This is a genomic window from Dietzia sp. IBK-p2-16D (genome assembly GCF_057773085.1).
In genome coordinates, this window is the sequence record NZ_JBYMTL010000001.1 from 90,955 (window position 1) to 112,822 (window position 21,868).

Here is a 21,868-nt window from a genome sequence, read left to right on the forward strand (position 1 = left end):
GTGGCTTCGGTGAAGCAGGGCCCGCATATGGCGCCGTCGGGCCACCGGACGCGGATCGTCGAGACTTGGTCGTGGCAGCGGTCGCAGCGGTGCCTCCCAGTCGAGCGGGGCCGTCCGCGCTTTTTGTGGTTGGGTAGCCCGCTCACCGTCGGGGGCCTTGCGGAGCCGTTGCCGCCGGTGGCTGGCCTACCGGCGGGAGTCATTGTCCTCATCCTCGATTATGCGGGCGCGGACTGGTCTGAGGTGGCGTAGATCGGCGACGTCTTCACCGGACGCCACCTGGTGTTGTCGGCGGGTTCGGGCGTCGGCGGCGGTGTAGGTGATCAGGTCGTTTGGCGTGACATTGAGAGCGTCGCAGAGGGCTACAAGCACCTTGAAAGAGATGCGCTCGGGCTCTTGAGCGACGATGCGCCAGACAGCGTTGGGGGTGAGGGTGATGCCGCGTTCATGCAGCAGTTCAGCGAGTTCTTTGGCGGAGTGCACGCCGCGGCGTGCCATGATCTCGCGGACTCGCCAGGTGTAGCTGACCTCTCGTTTACTCATGAATTCGTCTCCGATGTGTGATGTCCGACCGCTGCATTGATGGTGCGGTTGTGTGCACGCTCTAGGGCCAGTCTTTGGTAGTCAGGGGAGGGCAGTGTGTAGATCGAGGTGGTCGCGGCATGTTCGTGTCCTAGTTGGAGCTGGACAAAGGTCACGTCGTAGCCTTCGCCGGTGACCAGATGGGTTGCGTAGGAGCGGCGAAAGGAATGCAGGTCGAGTCCAGGCGGAAGTCCGAGTTCGTCGATCAGGGAACGGAGCCGACCGAGCAGTTGCGACGGGCCGACCAGGGCGCCGGTGCTGGTGGGGAAGCAGTCGTTAATCGGGTGGCCATAGCGCGGTAGACCTTGACGGATCCATTGGTCGATCATTTCCGCTGACCATGGCCACACGGTCAGCACCGAGCGGACCTTCTTCGCTGAGCCGCGATGCGCCTTTCCCCAGCGCACGCGGAGAACTCCGTGGTCGCCGAGGTAGGGGGCCCGGCTGTTGCGGGAGAAGTCCACCACCTGAAGATGACGGAGTTCGTTCGACCTAAGCCCCCAGCTGTAGGCGGTCTTGAACGCGATGGCATCCCGCCAAGCTGCCACGGCGCCTTTACGACCTGACTCAATAATTCGCTCGACCTCGAGGTCTGCCAGGTCGAAAACACTCTGCAGTTCGTGCTGGGTGAACGGTCGTTTGGCCGGGCGTGCCTCGGTGGGCGCGGAGTGAGTAACGTGGTTGAGTTCGGTCACTACTTGAGCAAAGACCTGCCCGAACATTCTTGCGCTGAGTTCGGACCAGTCGTAGCGCGGATCGCAGGCGTAGTCGCAGAACAACTTGATCGCGCCCTGGTAGGAGCGCACAGTGCCATGCGACAAGTTTCGAACCGCGCGGGCGTGCGAGAAATAGTCGTCTGCGTCCGCCAGGGTCCATTCCCACGGATAATGTCCCGAAAAGTCGATCAGGCTCATGATGACCCTGCGGCGGGTATCGATTGTGGCCGTGGCGAAATCTTTCGCCTGCTGCTGTCGGGCCCACCCGTCCAGGACGCCTTCCAGGAAGACGTCCGGATCCGGAGCGCCTTGACCGAAGGTTGCGAATGTGACGTTGTCTTCGTGGTGGGTCATTACGACCGTCCTCGAGCCCTGGAAAGTGATTGCAAGTTTCGCACACTGATTGCGAAAGGCGCAATAGGAGGGTGAGTAACGCACGGTCAGGGGCTATCTGGCTTCGTCCCTTAGGTGGCTGGAACGTACTGCGCACGCCGCTGCGGGCCGGGACGCCGATAAGGGAAAGGTGCAGGTCACGGGGGAGGCTAAGGAAAGATTGGGGCGTTACCCGAATTCTCGTTATGTGCCGGAAGCGCAGATAGGGTCGATTCGACTTTACATAATGTAGATTATCGGCACTTTGGAAGCGCTGGCCGGGAGGTGGCTCGAGCCGATTCGAACCATCCACTTCTCGCACGGGTCCGAATAGTCACTGAGGCGGCACCGTGTCGCTCGACAGAGAAAGGTACGTCATCATGCGCGGATCGGTCGAGAACGCTTTCATGTTCATCCACAACCCTCTCGTGGATCTCTACCAGTGGCTCCTCAGCGTCATCCCGGCGGACATGGCCTGACCGTCTCGGCGGCGCCGTGTCGCCGCGCCGCCGTGAGGCCCCGGGTCGCGGACGCTGTGAGTTCATCTCGCGAACCCGCCCGGGGTCTCACGGCATCGGTCCGCCGCCGCTCCTCCGCAGCGCTGCAGGGCGCCCTTGTTTCGACACTGTGACGTTTCATCCGGGGGTTCCCCGGTGGGCGAAGTCCCTGAGCTCACGCGTCGTTGAGTGCCGGATTCCTGTCGGACCACGGCGACGACTGCTCGAGTTGGCCGGCCAGTCGCAGCAGCGTCGATTCTCCCCCGAGCTGCGCGGTGAAGTGCACTCCCATGGGTACGCCTTCCGGAGTCCAGTGCAGCGGGAGCGACATCGCCGGCCGACCGGTCAGGTTGGCCAATTGCGTATACGGCACCCAGCTGAGGTTGGCATTGATGAGTGACTCCACGAAGCCCGAGTGGCGCAGCAGTGATGCAGTACGCGTCGCGAGCAACGCGGCCGCTCCGCGACGTGCCAGCGGCGGGGTGTCGAGAGCGCCGATGCGAGGCGGTAGGTCGGCCAACGTCGGCGTCATGAGCAGGTCGTAACCGTCGAAGTAGGTGGTCAGTTCGCGGACGTACTGGTCCCGCCGCATCACGGCGTCGAGGTAATCCACGCTGCTCTGCGCCCTGCCGAGTGCCGCGACGATCCGGGTATCCGTCTCGAAGTCCCGGTCGGCGCACCCCGTCCGCCGTTTGGTGTCCTCGACCGACCACGCGAGATACGCGAACCAACTGGTGAGGAAGTCTCGTGCCAACGCGAGGTCGTCGACGGGCTGTGCATCCAGGATCTCGACGTGGTGGCCGAGGTCCTCAAGCGTTCGGGCGGCGTTCTCGACTGCAGCGAGGGCCTCCGGATGGGGTTCCGGGTTGATCGACGACGCGGTACAGACCCCGATCCGCAGCCGGCCCGGGTCCGCTCCGACCTGTGAGAGGAACGACTCGGACGGCGTGGCGGGAACGTACGGGCCGCCCGGCTCCCCGCCCATCAGGACGTCCAGCATCGCAGCGGAGTCGCGGACCGACCGCGAGACGACACCGTTGGTGGCGGCGCCGTGCATCGCCTCCCCGCGCAACGGGCCCATCGGCACCAGTCCACGGCCGGGTTTGAGGCCCACGAGACCGCAGCAGGCGGCTGGGATACGGATGGAGCCGCCGCCGTCGCTCGCCCCCGCGACCGGGACGATTCCGGCCGCGACCGCGGCGGCGGACCCGCCCGAGGATCCACCGGGGCTGCGGCTGGTGTCCCACGGGTTCCTGGCGGGGCCGAACAGCTCAGGCTCGGTGATTCCCTTGGCCCCGAACTCCGGGGTATTGGTCTTGCCGAAGACGACCAGGCCCGCGTCCAGCCACCGCTGCACCACCGTCGCGTGTTCGACTGCCGGCACCCCGACCAGCGGGCGGGAACCCCCGCTGGTCGGCGACCCCGCATAATCCTGTCCGAGATCTTTGAGGAGGAACGGAACCCCGGCGAACGGGCCCGTCAAGTCCCCGGCCGCTCGATCACGGGCCGTTCCGTCCATTCGGTGGACGATGGCGTTGAGTCCCGGGTTGACGCTGTCGGCGCGCTTGACTGCTGCGTCGAGGAGCTCGACGGGGGTGGCCTCGCGACGTCTCACCAGGGCGGCGAGTCCGAGGGCGTCGTGACTCCTGAACTCATCGAAGCGCATGGGGTCGGAGTCTACGCAGCGCGATCGCTGACCCGGTCCGGTTCGGGATCGCCGTGGTCCGGGTCAGTAACTGAACGTGGTCGCCCCCTCCCCGATCCACTCCCACATCGGCACGGTCCCGCCCTTGGTCGCCCCGTCGATGAGGGGGCTGTCGGTCAGCTGCTTGGCATCCACGCAGATCGGGCACACCAGATAGGTGCCACCCGCGGCCACGTACCGGGCCATGAGGCTCTCGATCGACGGACAACCCTGGCAGGCCGTTCCGGTCGCGACCCCACGCACCGCGAGCCGAACGGCCTCCTTGGTGAGGAACATGAGTGTCGGCCGGCCCGATTCGGCGGCCCCGACCGCGACCAGAAAGGCGACGGTCACCTTCTCCGCGTCCTCGAGCCCGGTCGTCAGCGATACGACTGCTCTGTTCATCTCCCCTGCTCCTTCCGTCCACGCACCGGATGCGCGATGAGACACTGCAAGGGGACCACCGCGGGAGCGGCGCGCACACTTCGCGATGTGTAGTGACGCCGGGCCTCAGCGGGTCTACCGTGGACGGATGAACGGCTACGGGCAGTTCTGCCCCGTCGCGAAGACCGCGGAACTCCTGTGTGAGCGATGGGCTCCGCTGATACTGCGCGAGCTGATGTGCGGTTCCAGTCGATTCGGCGAGATCCAGCGAGGAGTTCCGTTGATCTCACCGAGCCTGCTGTCCAAGAGGCTGCACCACTTGGTGTCCGCCGGCGTGGTGGAACACCACGGAGCCGGGCGGGACAGCACATACACCCTCACCGCATCGGGCTGGGAGCTGCACCCCGTGATCGAGGCCATGGGCATCTGGGGGCAACGCTGGGCGCGGAGCAGGTACACACCTGACGAGCTCGATCCGTCGTTCCTGATGTGGGACATCCGCCGGATGCTCCGTCCCGCCGGACTGGCCGACCGCCGGATCGTCATAGAAATGTGGATCCGCGACGGGCCGCCCCGCAGGACCACCTACTGGATGGTGGTGGACGACGCGATCGACCTGTGCCTGGTCGACCCGGGCCTGGATGTCGACCTGCGGGTGAACTCCGACCTTCGGACCCTGACGAGGATCTGGATGGGCGACGCCGTCATGCGCGACGAGATCGGTGACGGCCGGGTCGAACTCTGGGGTCCGCCGGAACTGACGGAACGATTCCCCGCCTGGTTGGGATGTCATCCGATCCTGGGGGGCGTCCGAGAGGCGGAGACGTCAGTCCGCGGCGACGACGGGCCCCGGGGTCCGGGTTGACGTGCGCGCGCGGGTCCTCACGCGTTCCGGTTCCGCCAGGCGCGCCAGGCGCCGGTGGACCACAGGGCCCACGCCACGAGCACCGGCTGGAAGAATAGTCGGACGAGCCGTGCGCGGTCACTGTCGAGCCCGAATGCATCCGTGCCCGTGACGTACTGCGAAATGTTCCCGGGGAAGATGGCGATGAAGAACGCCGCCGTCACGCCGCCGACCGCCGGACGGAACTGGGTCGGTGCGAAGATGAGCGCCGCGCCGAGGCCGAGTTCCACCACGCCGGAGGCGACCACCACGAAGTCCGGGTCGAGCGGAACCCACGTCGGGACCTGCGCCTGGAACTCCTCGCGCATGGTCGTCAGGTGGCCGGTCCCCGCGCCGAGGAGTGCGGCGCCGAGGGCCCACCGTCCGACATGGCGAACGATCTCCCCCGCGCTGCGCCGTCGGCGCGAGGGCGGACGGGATCCCGGGGTCGTCTGGGTTCGGTCGGATGAGTTCATGGGGGTAGTGTTGCGCACAACTTAGTTGAGCGCAACCCAATCGTGGTCCATAATCGGGCAATGGATGCCGACCTCCGCCTGGAAGAGCAAGTGTGCTTCGCCCTCTACGCCGCCTCTCGCGCCTCGACGTCTGCCTACCGGCACGCCCTGGCATCGGTTGGCCTGACCTATCCGCAGTATCTCGCCCTCCTCGTGCTGTGGGAGGAGGACGGACTGACGGTCCGGCAGCTCGGGGACCGACTCCTCCTCGACTCGGGCACCCTCTCCCCTCTGTTGGCGCGACTGGAGCATGCCGGCCTGGTCGCGCGATCCCGCTCCGCCGGCGATGGCAGGAGTGTCCACGTCCACCTCACCGAGGCCGGCGGGAGGCTGCGCGCTGAAGCCGAGACGATCCAGTGTTCCCTGCTGGACAGGGTGGACATGCCGCAGAAAGATCTCGTCCAGTTGCGGACCCTGGCACAGCGACTCGTGACCTCGCTCGACGGAGCCGATCGCGGCGATCGGTAACGTCAGCCGATGGTGATCGGCTGACGCAGGATCGTCTTGAGTCTGGCGGGATCGGACCTACGGGGGTCCGAGAGATAGATCTCGTGATGGTGCCCGGACGGGACGGCGCCGTGTGCGGGGATGACCTCCTCGTGCATCCGCGCGATGGCCGGGCCCTCGTCGTCGTAGGGGCCCACGTGCAGCGTCTGCACCGCCGTCCCCTCGGCATACTCGTCGAACCGCACCCGCTCGCGGGCGTCCGGCACCTTCGTCGTCGTCACCTTCTCCATGGCGGCGGACAGGATGTCCGGGGTGACCCAGTCCGGCTGCCAGATCATCATCGTCCAACTCCAGGCGGCCTTGTCGCGGGACGTGAACACCTGCGGGTCGTCGGCGTACCAGAGGCCCTCGAGCGGGCCCACCGTGTGGACTCGTCCCAGCACGGTCCGGGCCGCCGCGCGCACGGCGTAGGACGTGGCGTACAGCGCCTCGACGGCGGCCCTGTACTCGGGCGCGGTAGCGGGATCTCCCTGCCCGTCGACCATGAGTAAGGTCATCGGTGGGACCTCGACCAGATCGAATCGGCCGGCTTTGGCGTCGTAGAGGTCCCTGCGCTCGCGTTTGATGTCGAAGTTGGGTGGGTCGCCGACCATGGCAGCAGGCTACGCCGATCCGGCCTGCAGCTCCTCGATCCGGCGTCGGTACACCGAGGTCAGCTCGTCGACGTACCGGCGATCCCACCGCGGGGTGATGTGCTTACTGCAGTTGGCGTCAGTGGCCACCACGTCCACCACGATCGCGCGTTCCACGTGGCCGGAGTACTGCTTGTCCCCCATGGCCCGGAGCCGGTCGATCAGCTGGGGGTCGGCGTCCGGCTCGACCGCCCGCGCGTGACCGAAGACCTTCAACCGCCGGCGGGTCGGGTAGTCGACGAAGAGCAGGCAGGCGCGTCCGTCGTGGTCCACGTTGCCCGTGGAGACGTACTGGCGGTTGCCCGGGAACTCGGCCCAGGCGAGGGTCGTGTCGTCGACGACGTGCACGAACCCCGCCGGGCCGCCGCGGTGCTGCGCGTAGGGCCAGCCCGACTCGGTGACCGTCGAGAGGGAGAAGTGGTCGGCGCTCCGGATCAGCGCGACATCGGTGCCGTCGAGGGAGAAGTCGCCGGTGTCGACGGGGAGGGTGACCCCCACGGCGTCCTGCCGGGCCCGCACCGCCGGTCCGTACGCGATCCCCGGGTAGTGGTTGGCTGCCATGGCCGTCAATGATAGTTGACGCCCGGTGCGTCGTCAATGTAAGTTGACGGTCGAGGTGGTGGCCATGGAAACGACATTCGATTTCTCCGACGACGACTCCCCGATCGACAGGCTCGCCGCGATCGCGCATGCGAAGGCCGACATCGCCCGCCAGGAAGCCGCCGCGGTGCGGCACGCCCGGCTGCAGGGCATGAGCTGGGCGGAGATCGGCATGGTGCTCGGAGTCAGCAAACAAGCGCTGCACAAGAGATTCGGAAGGACGGCCTGACCGCGCATGGCGTCGACCACACCCGGCACCCTGCTGCGGCCCCTCGTCACCCTTGCCCCGAGCCCCCCGCGTCTACCGAACGCGATCAAGGCGGGGCTCACGGTCCTGCTGTGCCTGGCGATCCCGTACCTGTTCGGGCGGCTCGATCTGGGCCTTCTCACGGTGACGGGCACATTCGCGGTGCTCTACGCGCCGGCGGCACCGATCCGTCGCCGCGCGGTCACGGTCGCGGGTATCGGACTGGGGCTGGTGGCGGCGACTGCGCTGGGGGCGTTCACGGCGGGATCCCAGGTGGCCTTCGCGGTGTGCGCCGTGCTCCTGGCGATGGTCACCGCCGGATTGTGCCTGGCATTCCGGGTGGGGCCTCCCGGCTCGTACTTCCTCGTCCTGTGCTCCGGCATCGCCTACCTAGTGGTGGGTGAACACGGCGTCGAGCCCATCGTCGTCCCGGCCATGACTGCCGTCGGGGCGGCCGTGGCCTGGCTGGTGACGATGGCGGAGTTCCTCCGTGACCCGCGCCGGCCGGAACGGCGAGCCGTCCGGCGTGCGCGGGACGCGGTCGCCGCCTACGCCTCCACGGAACCCGGGCCCGACAGTCGCCCACAGCACCGTGCAGCGGCGCACGCCCTGGCCGAGGCACAGGAGGCCGTCGCGGAAGGGATGTGGACGCCGACGGAGGAGATTATCGCCGGACTGGCCGCTGCTCGGCGTGACTACGAGGAGCGCGCCGCGCGGGCCACCGTCCACATCGTGCCCGGGGAAGACCATGCGTGGGACCCCCGCAACCCCGACGCCGGTCGCTGGCTGGGCGAGACGCCCGAGACCTCCGACATCGACCTGCCCACCGCCTCGGCGGCCGAACGAACCGAGCGCGCGCTCGCCGACGACGAACGCGGTCACATCGGTTCGTTGCGGTGGCGGCTGGCCAACGGGCTCCGGTGGCCCGGTGAACCGTGGTCGGTGGCCGCGTCGGTCGGGGTCGCCACGGCCGCGTCCATCGTCCTGCTCACGCTGCTCGCAGGCCCCGACCAGCCGCACCTGTACTGGGCGATCGCGTTCTCGGCTCTCGTACTCCACCAGGGCGGCCCCCGGGCGGCCCGGACCTACCGGGCATTGCACCGCCTGACCGGCACCGTCGCCGGTCTCGGCTTGTTTCTGCTGGTAGCGATTCTGCAGCCCACCGGGTGGTGGCTCATAGGACTGATCGTGGTCCTGCAGTTCACGATCGAGCTGCTCGTCACCCGCAATTACGGACTCGCGGTTACACTCATCACCCCGCTCGCCCTGCTCATCGCTTCCGGTGGCAACGTCCCGGAGCGGCCCCTGTCGCTGGTCGGCGAGCGACTGCTCGACACCGTCGTGGGCGTCCTCGTGGCTCTGGCCGTGCTGTGGGGTCTCGGTCGACGGGCCCACCACCGGGCCGTCCGCGCGGACACCGGACGGGTGCTGCGTGAGCTCGCACAGTTCGCCCGGGGGGAGGAACAGGCGCGCCGAGAACCCACCTTGTCCTCGACGCTGCGCGACCTCAATGCCAGTCATTCCCTCCTCGTGGCGGACGGGCACGCCGACTCCACCGAGGCCAGAACCGCCGAGGCCGTCACCCACGCCGGGTACCTCATGCTGGGGACGCACGGGGTGGACGCGGTCGCCGCGTCGGCGCCCGGGTGGGAGGAGCTCGCGGATCTGGAGCTGCCTTCGGGCCGGCGACCGGTCGGAGCCGATAATCCCGTCGACGCGCGTATCCGTGAACACTGCCGGCGCACGGGGGCGCAGTTCGGCTGAGTGCTCAGCGTCCAGGAGTGGCGGCGGTGTCCGGCCTGGGCACGTTCTGCAGCCGGAGTTGGCCCCGTGCGAGCACGGCTCCGCTCCCGGACTGGCTGATCACGACATCCCACAGTTGCTGGCTGCGGCCCTGGAACAGGGCATGCGCGGTGACCTCGACCCGCCCGCCGGTGGACGGACGGAGGAAGTCGGTGCCGTTGTGGACGCCGACCGCGATCTGCCCCCGGTCGGCGACCGCGAATCCGGCTCCCGCTCCGCCTGCGGACTCCACGATGCTCGCGTAGACGCCGCCGTGGACCGTCCCCCACGCGGTGAGGTGCTCCTCCCCCAGGTCCGCGTGCCCGCGCAGCGAGGTGGTCGTCACCTCGTCGACGACGAGCCCGGAGGCGCGGACGAAGGCGCTGGCGTCGGAGGAGCTGGCATCGGGGAACCCGCCGGAATCGACCATGGGGTCTTTCTACCCGCTACCGGCACCGGCTAGGTCGCCGCAGCCACGTACTCCGCCAGATGCTCCCCGGTGAGAGTGGAGGCGGCGGCGACAAGATCGGCCGGGGTGCCCTCGAACACGACCCGGCCCCCGTCATGCCCGGCCCCGGGGCCGAGGTCGATGATCCAGTCCGCGTGGGCCATCACCGCCTGGTGGTGCTCGATCACGATCACCGACTTCCCGGCGTCGACCAGCCGGTCGAGCATCGCCAGCAGGGTCGCCACGTCGGCCAGGTGCAGGCCGGTGGTCGGTTCGTCCAGGACGTAGACCTCGGCCTTGTCGGCCATCTGCGCCGCGAGCTTGAGTCGTTGCCGCTCGCCACCGGACAGCGTGGTCAGGGGTTGGCCGAGACGGATGTAGCCCAGGCCGACGTCGCGGAGCCGGACGAGGATCTTGTGCGCTGCGGGGATCCGCGCCTCTCCCCCGGCGAAGAACTCCTCGGCCTGTGCGACGGACATCCCCAGCACCTCGCCGATGTTCCGGCCGCCGAACCGGTACTCGAGCACCTCGGCCTGGAAGCGCCTGCCCTCGCAGTCGTCGCACGTCGTGGCGACGCCGGCCATCATCGCGAGGTCGCTGTAGATCACGCCGGCGCCCTTGCAGGTGGGGCATGCGCCCTCGGAGTTCGGGCTGAACAGCGCCGGCTTGACGCCGTTGACCTTGGCGAACGCCTTGCGGATGGGCTCGAGCAGTCCGGTGTAGGTGGCCGGGTTGCTGCGTCGGGACCCACGGATGGCGGCCTGGTCGATCGCGACCACCCCGTCGCGAGGGGACACCGAACCGTGGATGAGTGAGCTCTTGCCCGACCCGGCCACGCCGGTCACCACGCACAGCACCCCGAGCGGGATGTCCACGTCCACGTCCCGGACGTTGTGCGCGGTCGCGCCACGCACCTCCAGCACCCCGGAGGCCGATCGCACGGACTGCTTGAGGGCCGCCTTGTCGTCCAGGTGACGACCTGTGACGGTGTCGCTCCCGCGGAGCCCGCTGACCGATCCCTCGAAGCAGATCTGACCGCCCTCCGATCCGGCGCCGGGCCCGAGGTCGACGACGTGGTCGGCGATCGCGATGGTCTCCGGTTTGTGCTCGACCACCAGGACCGTGTTGCCCTTGTCGCGCAGCCTCAGCAACAACCCGTTCATGCGACGGATGTCGTGGGGGTGCAGGCCGATCGACGGCTCGTCGAACACGTACGTGACGTCGGTCAGTGCGGAGCCGAGGTGCCGGATCATCTTGACCCGCTGCGACTCGCCGCCGGACAGGGTCCCGGCGGGGCGGTCGAGGGAGAGGTATCCCAGGCCGATCTCCACGAACGAGTCGAGCGTGTGCTGCAGGGAGTCGAGCAGCGGCGCCACCGACGGGTCGGCGATACCCCGGAGCCATTCGGCAAGATCGGTGATCTGCATGGCCGAGACGTCCGCGATGTTCCTGTCCCCGATGCGGGACGATCGGGCCCCCTCGTTGAGCCGGGTGCCGTCGCACTCGGGGCAGGTGGTGAAGACCACGGCCCGCTCCACGAATGCACGGATGTGGGGCTGCATCGCCTCGACGTCCTTGGACAGCATCGACTTCTGGATCTTGGGGATCAGGCCCTCGAACGTGACGTTGATGCCATCGGCCTTGACCTTGACCGGCTCCTTGCGCAGCAGGTCATGCATCTCCCGGTCGGTGAACTCCCCCACCGGCTTGTCCATGTCGAAGAACCCGGAGCCGGAGTAGATGCGACCGTACCAACCGTCCATCGAGTACCCGGGGACGGTGATGGCACCCTCCGACAGGGACCTGGAACGGTCCACCAGCGCATCGATGTCGAAGTCGGACACCGACCCACGACCCTCGCAGCGGACGCACATCCCGCCGGTGATGGAGAACTCGGCTTTCTGCCGGGTACCGTCTGCCTTCTTCAGCGTCCCCACCCCGGACGCCGATGCGACGTTGAAGGAGTACGCCTTGGGGCCGCCGATCCTCGGCTGCGCGAGACGGCTGAACAGGATCCGAAGCATCGCCCCGGTGTCGGTGGCGGTGCCGACCGTGGAACGGGGGTCGGAGCCCATCCGCTCCTGGTCCACGACGATCGCCGTGGTCAACCCCTCCAACACGTCGACGTCCGGCCGCGCGAGGGTCGGCATGAAGCCCTGCACAAACGCGCTGTAGGTCTCGTTGATCATCCGCTGCGACTCCGCGGCGATGGTGGAGAACACCAGGGAACTCTTGCCCGAGCCGGAGACCCCGGTGAACACGGTGAGCCGCCGTTTCGGCAGTTCCACGTCGATCGACCTGAGGTTGTTCTCGCGCGCGCCGAGGACGCGGATGATGTCGTGCGTGTCAGCGGCGTGGGCGCTCATCCCGGGTCTCCTCATCTGCCGAGTACAGCGGCAACGTTAGACCGCGGCCCCCTGGCGTGAAAGTGCATCAGCCGCGCTCCTGCCGCTCCATCGCGACCGCGTGCAGTCGGGCGAACCGCCGGAACTCGTCGTCGTCCCATCCCTCGCGTCCCGTCGCGGCCGCCCACCCGTCGAGGATCTGATGATCGTAGAGGTGGCCGTAGCCCTGCGACCCGCCGATGGCGTTCCCGAGGTCGGCGGTCACCTGGAAGAGGGTCAGCACGGGCATGTAGAACATCCCGGGGTGCCGACCCTTGCCCGGCGGCTCGGCCAGCCACGCGGGGCGGTCGAACAGCAGATCCGGGGTCCACCACACCACCGGATCCGTCGCGTGCTGGACGTACAGGACGTGCGGCGGGATCCACGGGGTGGCGTCGTCGCGGAACTCCGCGGGATCCTCGGAGAACCGCACGAGCAGGCCGTCCGCGTACACCGGCTCGGTGACCGGGGTGCCGGGGTCGCGGCGCTGGACGAGCGCGTGCCAGATGTGGTTGGAATTGGGTGGACCGACCCAGAGCACCCCGTCCACCGTCGCCCGGATGTCCCGGATTCCGGAGAACGCCGCCTCGCCGGCCTGGGTACCCAGGCTCTCGCCGTAGACGTACAGCTTCGGCCGCGGCCGGTCGGGTGGGAGCGCGTCGCGCCACGCCACCACCGCCTCGATGAGTGACCGACCCGCCGCCTCGGCCTTCTCCCGGTCGGCGAGGAAGGAGATCCAACTGGGCAGATACGAGTACTGGGTACCCACGATCGCGACGTCGCCCCCGGAGAGCAGCTCGATGGCCTGGGCGGCGTGGGGGTTGATCCACCCGGTGCCGGTGGTCGGGGCGATCACCACGGACTCGCGCTCCTCCGCCCGGGTCCGCTCCAGCTCCGCGACCACCAGTGCGGAGCGCTCGTCGTCGGTCGGGGCGGACTCCAGTCCGGCGTACGCCCGGATCGGCTCGGGCGCGGTCTTGCCCAGCAGGTCGCCCAACCGCTCCCCGTCGAGACCGCCGGTGACGAACCGCCGGCCCTGGAGGCCCAGGTCCTCGAAATCCACGACCGAGCCCGGGGACCCGGACCGTTCGGGCGCCATCGGAGGCCGCGCGCCGGGGAGGTCCTCGTTGTTCTGTCCGCTGAAGATCCGGTTCGCGCCCTCGAAGAACAGGCGCGGCACCACGCCCTGCACCACGCCGAGCGCGAGGACGGCCACGACCACGACGCCCGCGAGCCGGGCGGTGTACACCCCGATGCCGAACCTGCGGCCCACCACGCGGGTCAGCCACCGGTACCCCGCGCGGATCCCCCGGACCGCGACGAGGAGTCCGACGAAGATCGCCAGGGCGACCCACGGGATCTTCATGTAGTCCGCCCACGGCGGACGGGGTGAGCTCACCAGGTCCGAGACCTGGTCCTGCCACCGGATCGCCGTGGCGGTGGCGGTGACGAGGTAGACGACCAGAACGTACGGGGCGGACAGGCGAGCGAAGGTCAGGAGGCGATCACCGAACGCGAGGACGTCGGGATGAAGGATGACGCGCGGCGCCACGACCCGTCTCCAGACGGTCCTGAGCGCCACCCCGACCCCGTAACCCACCAGCATCGACACGCCGGTGACCAGCCCCTGGTAGTACCAGGCGCGCGGCAGCAGGGACGGCATGAGCGAGACCCACGCCGCCAGTGCGGCCACGACGAGGCCGGTCACGGAGGGGCGCCACCGGCCCCACCACGCCCGGAGCGTCGCGACGAGCGGGTTCATCGCTGCCGTCCGCCGCGCCCCACCGCCCTGGCTCATCGCAGCCGCTCGGCCCGTCTAGCTGCTGAGACCAGGTCCTCGGACATGCGCGTCAGTTCCGCGGCGTCCTCCCCCTCGGCGATCGCGGTCCGCAGGTCCTCGCAGGCGCAGCGCAACTGGAACATGCGGTCCATGAGGTCGGTCGACTCCGCTTCGGTGAGCACGACCGTGCCCTCGGGCAGGTCCTGCATCCGCAGGGACCGGCGCTGCTCGTAGGCCCGTTGCCGGCAGGACCTCCGGCAGTAGCGGCGCCGGCGGCCGGTCCCGCCCTCGTCCACGGGACGGCCGCACCAGGCGCACGAGGCCTCACCCCTGCGGGGCGCGGCCGGCTCGGGTCGGGGGTCGGGTTCCACGGGTGTGAGGCTACCCAGCCCGCCCCCGGGGTGGCCCGCAGCATCGGGACGTGGGAACATTTGGGGGTTCCCCTGGCGTTGACACAAGCAGGAACCACGCAGCGTCGTGTCGATCCGCATGAATTGACGCAGACGAACACGGCAGAAGGAGTTCGCATGGCAGATCGAGTCCTCAGGGGCAGCCGCCTCGGTGCGGTGAGCTACGAGACCGACCGGGACACCGACCTCGCGCCGCGCCGCATGGCCCGGTACCAGACCCCCAACGGCGAGGTCTACGAGGTCCCGTTCGCCGATGACGCCGAGATCCCCGGTACCTGGATGTGCAAGAACGGCCAGGAGGGCCAGCTCATCGACGGCCCGGCGGTCGAGGTCAAGAAGGGCAAGCCGCCGCGTACCCACTGGGACATGCTGCTCGAGCGTCGCTCCCTGGAGGAGCTCGAGGAGCTGCTCAAGGAGCGGATGGACCTGCTCAAGAAGCGGCGCCGCGCCGGAGCGCGGTAGGACGAAACCCCGGCCCCCGGGATACCACCCGGCGGCACACGAACGCCCCGGCCCCTGGAGGGCCGGGGCGTTCGTCTCTGTCCGGAGTCAGCGGCCGACGAGGGCCTTGAGCTGTGCGCGTCGCTTCTCCCAGCCCCAGCGGGCCACGTTCACCGCGGCCTCACGGAAGATTGACTCGCTCATCTTGGACTGACCGACGGTGCGTTCGGTGAAGGTGATGGGCACCTCCACGACCCGGCGCCCGTTGCCCAGCAGGCGCCAGGTCATGTCGATCTGGAAGCAGTAGCCCTTCGACTCGATGGCGTCGAGGTCCAGCTCGGCCAGGGCGTCGGCGCGGTAGGCGCGATAGCCGGCGGTGATGTCCTTGATTCCCACACCCAGCATGACCCGGGAGTAGACGTTGCCGCCGCGCGAGATGACGTGGCGCTGCCACGGCCAGTTGACCACGGCGCCCCCGGGGACGTACCGGGAGCCGATCGCCAGGTCGGCGCCGCCGTCGACGGCGGCGAGCATCGCGGGCAGTCGCTCGGGCGGGTGGCTGCCGTCGGCATCCATCTCCACGAGCACGGTGAAACCGCGTTCCAGGCCCCATCGGAACCCGGCGATGTACGCGGCGCCCAGGCCCTGCTTCCCCTCGCGGTGCATCACGGTGATGCGGCCGCGCGGGTCCGCGGCGGCCAACTCGTCGGCCACCTCGCCGGTGCCGTCGGGGCTGTTGTCGTCGGCGATGAGGACCGACACCTCGGGGGCCGAGGCGAGCAACCGCTCCACGACGCCGGGCAGGTTGTCCCGCTCGTCATAGGTCGGGATGATCACCAGCGTGCGCGCGGAGGGCACGCTCTCGCCCGGCGTCGTCGGATCGGTCACTTACTTCTCCTCGGTTCGGGTCGCGGGTCGTTGCCGGGTGCGGACCAGCGCCCATGCCAGTGCGACGAGCCCGATGAGGCAGCACACCGCCTGCGGGGTGCCACCCAGTCGGGTTGCCATCGTACCGGCCCCTCCGACCTCGACCTGAGTCGCCAGCACGGCGGGCTCGAATATGCCGGTCTCGGCACGGACCGCGCCGCCGGGGCCGATCACGGCACTGACCCCGCTGGTGGCGGCGATGAGCACGGGCACGTTGTGCTCGACGGCCCGAACCCGGGACATGGCGAGTTGCTGGTACGTCATGGGTGAGCGGCCGAAGGTGGCGTTGTTGGTGGGGACGGTGAGGATCTGCGCGCCGCGGGAGACGGGTTCGCGGGCGGCGGCGTCGAAGGCCACCTCGAAGCAGATGGCCACGCCCAGATCCACGCCGCCCGCGGTGACGAGGCCGTCGCCGTCGCCGGGGATGAAGTGGCCGGCGGTCCGGGCGATCGGGAACAGCGCCTCGAGCGGTGCGCGCAGCGGGAGCCACTCGCCGAACGGTTGGATGTACTTCTTGTCGTGGCGGTCGGTGACCGGGCCCCCGGCGGCGTCGGAGGCCCGACCGTCCCACACGAGGTAGGAGTTGTGGGCTTCGCGGCCCTCGCCGGTGGGCAGGACGGTGCCCACGAGGATCGGCGCCTCCAGGCGGCGGGACAGGGCGGTGATCTGGGCGCCGGCGAGCCGATCCGACAGGGGTGAGATGTCGGAGGCGTTCTCCGGCCACAGGACGAGGTCCGGGCGGGGTTCGGTGCCGTCCTCGACGTCCTCGGCGTACTCGGCGGTGATGCGCAGGTGATTCTCGAGCACCGCGCGGCGCTGGGCGTTGAAGTCCAGGCCGAGGCGCGGGACGTTGCCCTGGATCACGGCGACCTCGACGGTGTCGGTGGGCTCGCCGCCGGTCGGGGCGAGGGCCGCGACGGCGACCAGACCCGCGGTCACCAGGGGCACCGTGAGCAGGCCGGTGGCGGCGCGGACGGGTCGGTCACGGCGGGCGACGAGCAGGACGGCGACGCCGATCGCCGCGCCGACCGACGCCACCGCGAACCCGACCAGCGGGGTGCCGCCCAGTGACGCCAGTGGTAGCAGCGGACCGTCGGCCTGGCCGAACGCCAGCCGCCCCCACGGGAAGCCGCCCCAGGGCCAGGACGAGCGGACCCATTCCCACAGCGACCACCAGCCGGCCACCCCGAGCACGGCGCCGACCGCACGTGAGCCGCGGCGGGTGCCGGGGTCGAGGCCTGCCCGGAGGATGGCCGCGGCGCCAGCGCCGAACGCGGCGAGGTACAGCGCCTCGACCACCGAGAGGCCCCAGGAGGCGTAGGCGCCCACGTACAGGCCCACCCACGGGACGAGGAGGAGGAAGAAGACGAGGCCGGAGGTGAACCCGAGGAGCGCCCCGGTACGTATCCGGATGGTGGTGCCGCCGGACGGGGACAGGACGACGACGAGGACGGCGATCGCGAGAAGCGCGGTCCACCACAGGCCGATCGGAGGGAACGAGGCCGCCAGCAGCGCACCGGCGACGGCTGCGAGGGCCACCCTGACCAGCAGGGGCATCAGGCTGTGGTGCCGGCGGGCAGGCCGTCCACCAGGAGCGCTCGCAGAACGGGGTCGGGCCCGGTGAGATCCGGCATCGGGGGCACTCCCGACCGGGGATCGGTGGACCACCGCTGGACGGCGTCGTCGGCGGCGACCACGGCCAACTCCCCGGTCTGCCACCGGGCGAAGGTCGCCGGGGTGCCGGGGGTGAGGGTGCCGGCCGTGCCGTCCCGGGCTCCTGCGGCTCGACGTGCACCCCGTGTGGTGGCGGTGAACGCCGCCCTGGGGGACAGGCCCCGGCCACCCTCGACCGAGGTCAGGGCCCGCAGAGCGTCCCACGGCCGGACCTCGTCGCCCACCCGGGTCGAGGCGGCGAGCGCCACCCCGGAGGCGGCGATGCGCACGATGTCGGTGCCGGCGAGGTCGTCGACGAGCGGGCGCAGCAGGATCACGGTGCCCACGGCGGCCAAGGCGGCGAGCGTGGTGTCGTCTGTGTTCCGGGTCGCGGTCCCGCCGACGAGCACGGGGATGCACCGTGCGACGGCGGGACCGCCCACCTCCCCGGCGAGCCTGGTGAGCTCGGCGGCGAGCTGCGCCGGGTCGACGTCGGTGTCGAGCACCACCCGCTCCCCCGCGCGCACCCGGTCCTCGATGCCGTCGAGTCCGTGTGCGGATGGCAGGGCGGCGGGCACCACGCCGCGGGCGGCCGCGGCGGCGAGGCCCAGGCCCTCGGGGAGGCACTCGGCGAACGCCGGAGCCACCCAGTCCCCCTCCAGGTCGACCCTCTCGGCACCCGGGAAGAGGGCGGGACCCGGGGCGTCGGAGCCGGCCCACACGATGAGTCCGTTCTCGTGGGCCAGGGCGGTTGCGTCTCGTGAGGCGGGCGTGAGCACACGGCCCCCGGTAGCCAGGAAAGCGGTCATGCGGGCGATTATCCCCGAGCGCCGACCGTAGGCCCGGGCCCCCACCCCCCGGGCCTACGCTGGGGCCCGTGAACGACTCCCCCCACACGGCCGGTTCCTCCCGAACCGGGGACACGCTCCGCTTCCCCGGTGGCCGCCTGCGTCACGACCACTGGACCGCCCTGGCGTCACTCGCCGCCGGCCACCGCGGCGGCGTCCAGCTCACGGCCAGGGGTGGGGCGCGGATCGTGGGTGCGGACCGCGATCCGGTCGAGGTCGCGGTCCGGGACCTCGAGGCCGCGGGCCTGCCGGCGGGCGTCGCCCACCCCAGGGCCCGCGACATCATCGCCTCCCCCATGGCCGGGCGGTTGGGCGGGCACCACGACGTCGGCGATCTGCCGCGTCGGCTCGAGGCCGCTCTGCTCGCCCGCGACGAGGCCGACGCCCTGCACGGACAGATGCTGTTCGGGGTCGACGACGGCTCGGGCGATGTCCTGGCTCATTCCCCCGACCTGGCGGTCGTCGTGGACGGGACGGACGGCAGCGCGCGGGTCCACGTCGCCGGCCGTGCCGTCCCGTACCGGGTCGCGGTGTCCGATGCCGCGACCGTCCTCATCGACGCAGCAGTTCGGTTGACCGGTTCGGCCGGGCCGACGCGGGTGCCCGGGTCCGGCTCACTGCACCGACTCGTCGTCGACGCCCTGGGCACCCACCCCGCCGCCGTCACCGCCCCGGGCCCGGCCGCGGACGCCGCGACGACCGGTAGCACTACTAGCACTACGGGCGTAGTGACGCCGCGGGTGGGGTGGATCGACACCGCCGACGGGCTGGTAAGCCTGCTCGCCGTGGTGCCCGACGGCGTCGTTCCCGCCCGTCTCGCCGAGTTCCTCGGTGCGGTGGAGCGGCCGACCACCATCTCGGCGGACCGGGTCATCGGCCTGCACGAGCTCACCGAACCGATGGCCGAGCAGGTCGTGCGGGTGCTGGCGCCGATGGGGATGATCTTCGACGCCGAGTCGCCCTGGGTGGGCGGCGCGTCGTGAGCTCGGCTCAGCGCGAACCGAACCGCTCGACCAGCCAGCGGGCGGCGTCATCGACCGAGTGGACGGTCTCCGGAGCCGACGGTGCCTCGGGTCGGCCCACCATCACCACGGGGATGTGCAGGTCGCGGGCGGCTGCGAGCTTGGCCTCCGAGGTGGCCCCGCCGCTGTTGCGGGTGACCAGGACATCGATCCGGTGTCGGGACATCAGCGTCCGTTCGGAGTCCACACCGAACGGTCCCCGGTCCAACACCAGCAGGTAGCGGTGCGGGAGCGCACCGGGGGGTGGCTCCGAGCACCGGATGAGATACGACCCCCGGGTGTCCCCGGCGAACGCGGACGCGCCCTGCTTGCCCACCGTGAGCATCGGTCGACGGAACCGCTCCCGCACCACGTGTGCCGCGGTCTGCACGTCCGGGACCCGGATCCATTCGTCACCGGGCTCCTCGCTCCACGGCGGGCGGTGCAGGCGCAGCAGGGGCGTGCCGGTCTCTCGCGCGGCCCGCACCGCTGCCTCCGAGATCTGATCGGAGAACGGATCGGTCGCGTCGATCACCGCACTGACACCGTTCTCGCGCAACCAGTGCGCCAATCCCTCGGCGCCTCCGAAACCACCGATCCGCACCTCCCCGCGCGGCAGCCTCGGGCGCGTGACCTTGCCCGCCAGGGACGTCACCACGTCGAGCCCGGCGGTGACCATGAGATCGGCGAGCCGGCGGGCCTCCCCCGTTCCGCCGAGGACCAGGATCAGCCCGGGCGACCCTCCGGGCATCGCGGTCGCGGGCGACACCTCAGCCGCCGGGACCGATGCTGGGACCGCCGCGGGCTGCAGCGGGGCGGGGGTGGGCTGCTGGGCCGGGGCGGGATGTGGGGCCGAGGTGGGATGTGGGGCCGGGGTGGGGACCCCCGGCACGAGCTCCCAGCAGATCCCCTCGTCGTCGAGGGCCCGGGTGTGGGCCGGTAGATCGGGGTGGTGCGTGGGATCACCCTGGTAGAGCCGCACGACCCGGTCGCCGCGGTCGACGGCCTCCCGGACCGTCGCGGCCGCGGCCGCCGGCGTCAACTCGGAGGAGTCGACGACCAGAGCCGTCGGCGGGCACAGTCCCAGCGCGCCCGGACCGACCGGGTCCGGGTCCACCAGAACGGTGCCGCTCATGGCGATGAGCCGGGAGGCGCGGACGGTGAGGAGGTCGACCGGGCCCGGGCCGATTCCCACGAGGTGTACATCCACCGGGTCCGTGCCCGGCGGGGGCGGGGCGCTCACCGCGGCATCCGCCTCCAGATCGGCTGCGGGACGAGCCGTGCGACGGCGAACATGACGCGCAGCTGCCACGGGATCCACACCACGCCCGACGCGCGCGACTCGACGCGGTCGACCACCGCGTCCGCCACCTGGTCCGGCGTGGACGAGAACGGTGCGGGGTCCATGCCCTCGGTCATCCGGCCGATCACGAAACCCGGTCGCGGGATCACCAGGGTGACGCCCGTGCCGTGCAGGGCGTCGGCCATGCCGGAGGCGAACCCGTCGAGCCCGGCCTTGGCCGAGCCGTACACGTAGTTGGCGCGCCTGACCCGCTGTCCGGCGACGGAGGAGAACGCCACGAGCACCCCGCGTCGGCGGGGCTTCATCCGCTCGGCCAGAACCGTGAGAAGAGCTGCCTGGGCCACGAAGTCGGTGTGCAGGATGCGGGCCGCGGCGCGGGAGTCGCGCTCGGCCACCTCCTGGTCCCCCAGGATGCCGAAGGCCAGGACGGCGATATCGATCTCCCCGACCCGGTCCTCGATGTCCGCCACGACCGTTGCGTGGGAGTCGAGGTCGTCGGCGTCGAAGTCGACGAGTTCCACCGCCGTGGCACCAGCAGTCCGCAGCGGGGCCGCGAGCTGGGAGACGTCGCCTCCGGGCCGGCTCGCCAGGATGACGGTGCGGCCGGGTGCGAGGCGGTGGGCGACGGCCAGACCGATCTCGCTGCGGCCACCGAAGACCACCACGACCTCACCGCCGGACTCGGACCGGGACGACGGGGTTGCGGGTGTGGGCATGTGGCCAGTCTCCCATGCAGCGTGTCGCGCTCTGCGTTGACTCACTGCGTCGACTCACTGCGGCCGACTCACTGCGGCCGGCTCACTGCCGTCGACCCACTGTGGCAGTCTCGGCGTCATGGCCCACTCGATGGCGGATCTCTCCGACGACGCCCACCGCTTCCTGTCCGAGTACCACCTCGGCAGCCTGACCACACTCCGGCGTGACGGTTCGCCGCACGTGGTCGCCGTGGGATTCACGATCGATGCGGAGGGCGGGCTGGCGCGTGTCATCACCCGGCGGGGATCACAGAAGGCGGCCAATGCCCGGCGCGGCGGCCGCGCGGCGGTCTCGCATGTCGACCGCGGGCGGTGGCTCACCTTCGAGGGGACCATCCGCCTACTCGAGGATCCCGACTCGGTCCGCGAGGGCGAGCGCCGCTATGCGATGCGGTACCGCGAGCCGAGCCCGAACCCCGAGCGGGTGGTGTTGGCGATCGAGGTGGATCGTGTCCTGGGCTCCAAGCAGATGTTCACCGGCGCCTGACACCGCGGTTCGATGCGCGGACGGGTGCGC

At 70.2% G+C, this 21,868-nt stretch carries 24 protein-coding genes; 8 read left to right on the top strand and 16 right to left on the bottom strand.

Annotated features, from left to right (window positions below; all coding sequences use genetic code 11):
- Positions 1-186 precede the first annotated feature (186 nt).
- Together AC3DE3_RS00465 and AC3DE3_RS00470 are read right to left on the bottom strand one after the other, a co-directional pair.
- Positions 187-543: a helix-turn-helix domain-containing protein gene (locus AC3DE3_RS00465; protein WP_260487470.1), complete on the bottom strand. Its 357-nt coding sequence runs from the start codon at positions 541-543 to the stop codon at positions 187-189.
- Entirely contained in the window at positions 540-1,652 is a 1,113-nt protein-coding gene (locus tag AC3DE3_RS00470; RefSeq protein ID WP_488368621.1) for a tyrosine-type recombinase/integrase, read from the bottom strand. Before AC3DE3_RS00470 ends, AC3DE3_RS00465 begins: the two co-directional genes overlap by 4 nt.
- 368 nt (positions 1,653-2,020) lie before the next feature.
- Between AC3DE3_RS00470 and AC3DE3_RS00475 the strand changes: the two genes are divergently transcribed.
- The gene (locus tag AC3DE3_RS00475; RefSeq protein ID WP_276507530.1) at positions 2,021-2,149 is read left to right on the top strand and encodes a hypothetical protein; all 129 of its coding nucleotides are present in this window, start codon (positions 2,021-2,023) and stop codon (positions 2,147-2,149) included.
- A 193-nt stretch (positions 2,150-2,342) separates the two neighbouring features.
- Here AC3DE3_RS00475 and AC3DE3_RS00480 read toward each other — a convergent pair whose 3' ends face one another.
- Together AC3DE3_RS00480 and AC3DE3_RS00485 are read right to left on the bottom strand one after the other, a co-directional pair.
- Positions 2,343-3,833 carry an amidase gene (locus AC3DE3_RS00480; RefSeq protein ID WP_488368622.1) on the bottom strand — a complete coding sequence of 497 codons (1,491 nt, stop codon included), beginning with the start codon at positions 3,831-3,833 and terminating at the stop codon, positions 2,343-2,345.
- A gap of 63 nt (positions 3,834-3,896) precedes the next feature.
- Complete coding sequence (locus AC3DE3_RS00485) at positions 3,897-4,256, bottom strand: DsrE family protein (RefSeq protein WP_154830689.1); 360 nt, start codon at positions 4,254-4,256, stop codon at positions 3,897-3,899.
- 127 nt (positions 4,257-4,383) lie between these two features.
- Here AC3DE3_RS00485 and AC3DE3_RS00490 point away from each other — a divergent pair, with 127 nt between their 5' ends.
- Complete coding sequence (locus tag AC3DE3_RS00490) at positions 4,384-5,100, top strand: winged helix-turn-helix transcriptional regulator (RefSeq protein WP_488368623.1); 717 nt, start codon at positions 4,384-4,386, stop codon at positions 5,098-5,100.
- A gap of 17 nt (positions 5,101-5,117) precedes the next feature.
- On the opposite strand, the gene AC3DE3_RS00495 is transcribed toward AC3DE3_RS00490, so the two are convergent.
- The gene (locus tag AC3DE3_RS00495) at positions 5,118-5,594 is read right to left on the bottom strand and encodes a DoxX family protein (protein WP_187352268.1); all 477 of its coding nucleotides are present in this window, start codon (positions 5,592-5,594) and stop codon (positions 5,118-5,120) included.
- A 60-nt stretch (positions 5,595-5,654) separates the two neighbouring features.
- Between AC3DE3_RS00495 and AC3DE3_RS00500 the strand changes: the two genes are divergently transcribed.
- Positions 5,655-6,101 carry a MarR family winged helix-turn-helix transcriptional regulator gene (locus AC3DE3_RS00500; protein ID WP_488368624.1) on the top strand — a complete coding sequence of 149 codons (447 nt, stop codon included), beginning with the start codon at positions 5,655-5,657 and terminating at the stop codon, positions 6,099-6,101.
- A 2-nt stretch (positions 6,102-6,103) separates the two neighbouring features.
- Here the strand turns inward: AC3DE3_RS00500 and AC3DE3_RS00505 are convergent, their stop codons facing one another.
- Positions 6,104-6,733 carry a GyrI-like domain-containing protein gene (locus AC3DE3_RS00505; RefSeq protein WP_488368625.1) on the bottom strand — a complete coding sequence of 210 codons (630 nt, stop codon included), beginning with the start codon at positions 6,731-6,733 and terminating at the stop codon, positions 6,104-6,106.
- Between the two features lie 9 nt (positions 6,734-6,742).
- Positions 6,743-7,333 (bottom strand): pyridoxamine 5'-phosphate oxidase family protein, encoded by a 591-nt coding sequence (locus tag AC3DE3_RS00510; RefSeq protein ID WP_488368626.1) that lies wholly within the window; start codon positions 7,331-7,333, stop codon positions 6,743-6,745.
- Positions 7,334-7,397: 64 nt separating this feature from the next.
- Here AC3DE3_RS00510 and AC3DE3_RS00515 point away from each other — a divergent pair, with 64 nt between their 5' ends.
- Positions 7,398-7,601, top strand: coding sequence for a hypothetical protein (locus AC3DE3_RS00515; protein WP_260487478.1), 204 nt, complete (start codon positions 7,398-7,400; stop codon positions 7,599-7,601).
- A gap of 6 nt (positions 7,602-7,607) precedes the next feature.
- Positions 7,608-9,383: an FUSC family protein gene (locus AC3DE3_RS00520; RefSeq protein WP_260487479.1), complete on the top strand. Its 1,776-nt coding sequence runs from the start codon at positions 7,608-7,610 to the stop codon at positions 9,381-9,383.
- 4 nt (positions 9,384-9,387) lie between these two features.
- Here the strand turns inward: AC3DE3_RS00520 and AC3DE3_RS00525 are convergent, their stop codons facing one another.
- From AC3DE3_RS00525 to AC3DE3_RS00540, 4 genes are all read right to left on the bottom strand, one after another.
- Positions 9,388-9,831 (bottom strand): PaaI family thioesterase, encoded by a 444-nt coding sequence (locus tag AC3DE3_RS00525; protein WP_488368628.1) that lies wholly within the window; start codon positions 9,829-9,831, stop codon positions 9,388-9,390.
- 29 nt (positions 9,832-9,860) lie between these two features.
- On the bottom strand, positions 9,861-12,215 hold the full coding sequence (locus AC3DE3_RS00530; RefSeq protein WP_488368629.1) for an ATP-binding cassette domain-containing protein: 2,355 nt from the start codon (positions 12,213-12,215) through the stop codon (positions 9,861-9,863).
- A 67-nt stretch (positions 12,216-12,282) separates the two neighbouring features.
- Entirely contained in the window at positions 12,283-13,995 is a 1,713-nt protein-coding gene (locus tag AC3DE3_RS00535; protein WP_488368630.1) for an alpha/beta hydrolase, read from the bottom strand.
- A gap of 32 nt (positions 13,996-14,027) precedes the next feature.
- On the bottom strand, positions 14,028-14,444 hold the full coding sequence (locus AC3DE3_RS00540) for a hypothetical protein (protein WP_260487483.1): 417 nt from the start codon (positions 14,442-14,444) through the stop codon (positions 14,028-14,030).
- A 96-nt stretch (positions 14,445-14,540) separates the two neighbouring features.
- Here AC3DE3_RS00540 and AC3DE3_RS00545 point away from each other — a divergent pair, with 96 nt between their 5' ends.
- Positions 14,541-14,885, top strand: coding sequence for an RNA polymerase-binding protein RbpA (locus tag AC3DE3_RS00545; protein ID WP_260487484.1), 345 nt, complete (start codon positions 14,541-14,543; stop codon positions 14,883-14,885).
- Between the two features lie 87 nt (positions 14,886-14,972).
- On the opposite strand, the gene AC3DE3_RS00550 is transcribed toward AC3DE3_RS00545, so the two are convergent.
- From AC3DE3_RS00550 to AC3DE3_RS00560, 3 genes are read right to left on the bottom strand one after another with little or no spacing between them, the layout of a single operon-like run.
- Positions 14,973-15,752 carry a polyprenol monophosphomannose synthase gene (locus AC3DE3_RS00550; protein ID WP_488368631.1) on the bottom strand — a complete coding sequence of 260 codons (780 nt, stop codon included), beginning with the start codon at positions 15,750-15,752 and terminating at the stop codon, positions 14,973-14,975.
- The gene (lnt, locus tag AC3DE3_RS00555; protein WP_488368632.1) at positions 15,753-17,348 is read right to left on the bottom strand and encodes an apolipoprotein N-acyltransferase; all 1,596 of its coding nucleotides are present in this window, start codon (positions 17,346-17,348) and stop codon (positions 15,753-15,755) included. It abuts the gene before it with no gap.
- A complete protein-coding gene (locus AC3DE3_RS00560; RefSeq protein WP_488368633.1) occupies positions 17,348-18,253 on the bottom strand; it encodes an amidohydrolase in 906 nt (301 codons plus the stop codon). The genes lnt and AC3DE3_RS00560 overlap by 1 nt, the downstream gene beginning before the upstream one ends.
- Before the next feature lie 68 nt (positions 18,254-18,321).
- On the opposite strand from AC3DE3_RS00560, the gene AC3DE3_RS00565 reads away from it, so the two are divergent.
- Positions 18,322-19,275, top strand: coding sequence for a precorrin-3B synthase (locus AC3DE3_RS00565; protein ID WP_488368634.1), 954 nt, complete (start codon positions 18,322-18,324; stop codon positions 19,273-19,275).
- A gap of 7 nt (positions 19,276-19,282) precedes the next feature.
- Here AC3DE3_RS00565 and AC3DE3_RS00570 read toward each other — a convergent pair whose 3' ends face one another.
- Both AC3DE3_RS00570 and dprE2 read right to left on the bottom strand, forming a co-directional pair.
- Entirely contained in the window at positions 19,283-20,536 is a 1,254-nt protein-coding gene (locus tag AC3DE3_RS00570) for a cobalt-precorrin-6A reductase (RefSeq protein WP_488368635.1), read from the bottom strand.
- Positions 20,533-21,312: a decaprenylphospho-beta-D-erythro-pentofuranosid-2-ulose 2-reductase gene (gene dprE2 / locus AC3DE3_RS00575; protein ID WP_488368636.1), complete on the bottom strand. Its 780-nt coding sequence runs from the start codon at positions 21,310-21,312 to the stop codon at positions 20,533-20,535. The genes AC3DE3_RS00570 and dprE2 overlap by 4 nt, the downstream gene beginning before the upstream one ends.
- 118 nt (positions 21,313-21,430) lie before the next feature.
- On the opposite strand from dprE2, the gene AC3DE3_RS00580 reads away from it, so the two are divergent.
- Entirely contained in the window at positions 21,431-21,838 is a 408-nt protein-coding gene (locus AC3DE3_RS00580) for a pyridoxamine 5'-phosphate oxidase family protein (RefSeq protein ID WP_260487491.1), read from the top strand.
- Positions 21,839-21,868: the final 30 nt, after the last annotated feature.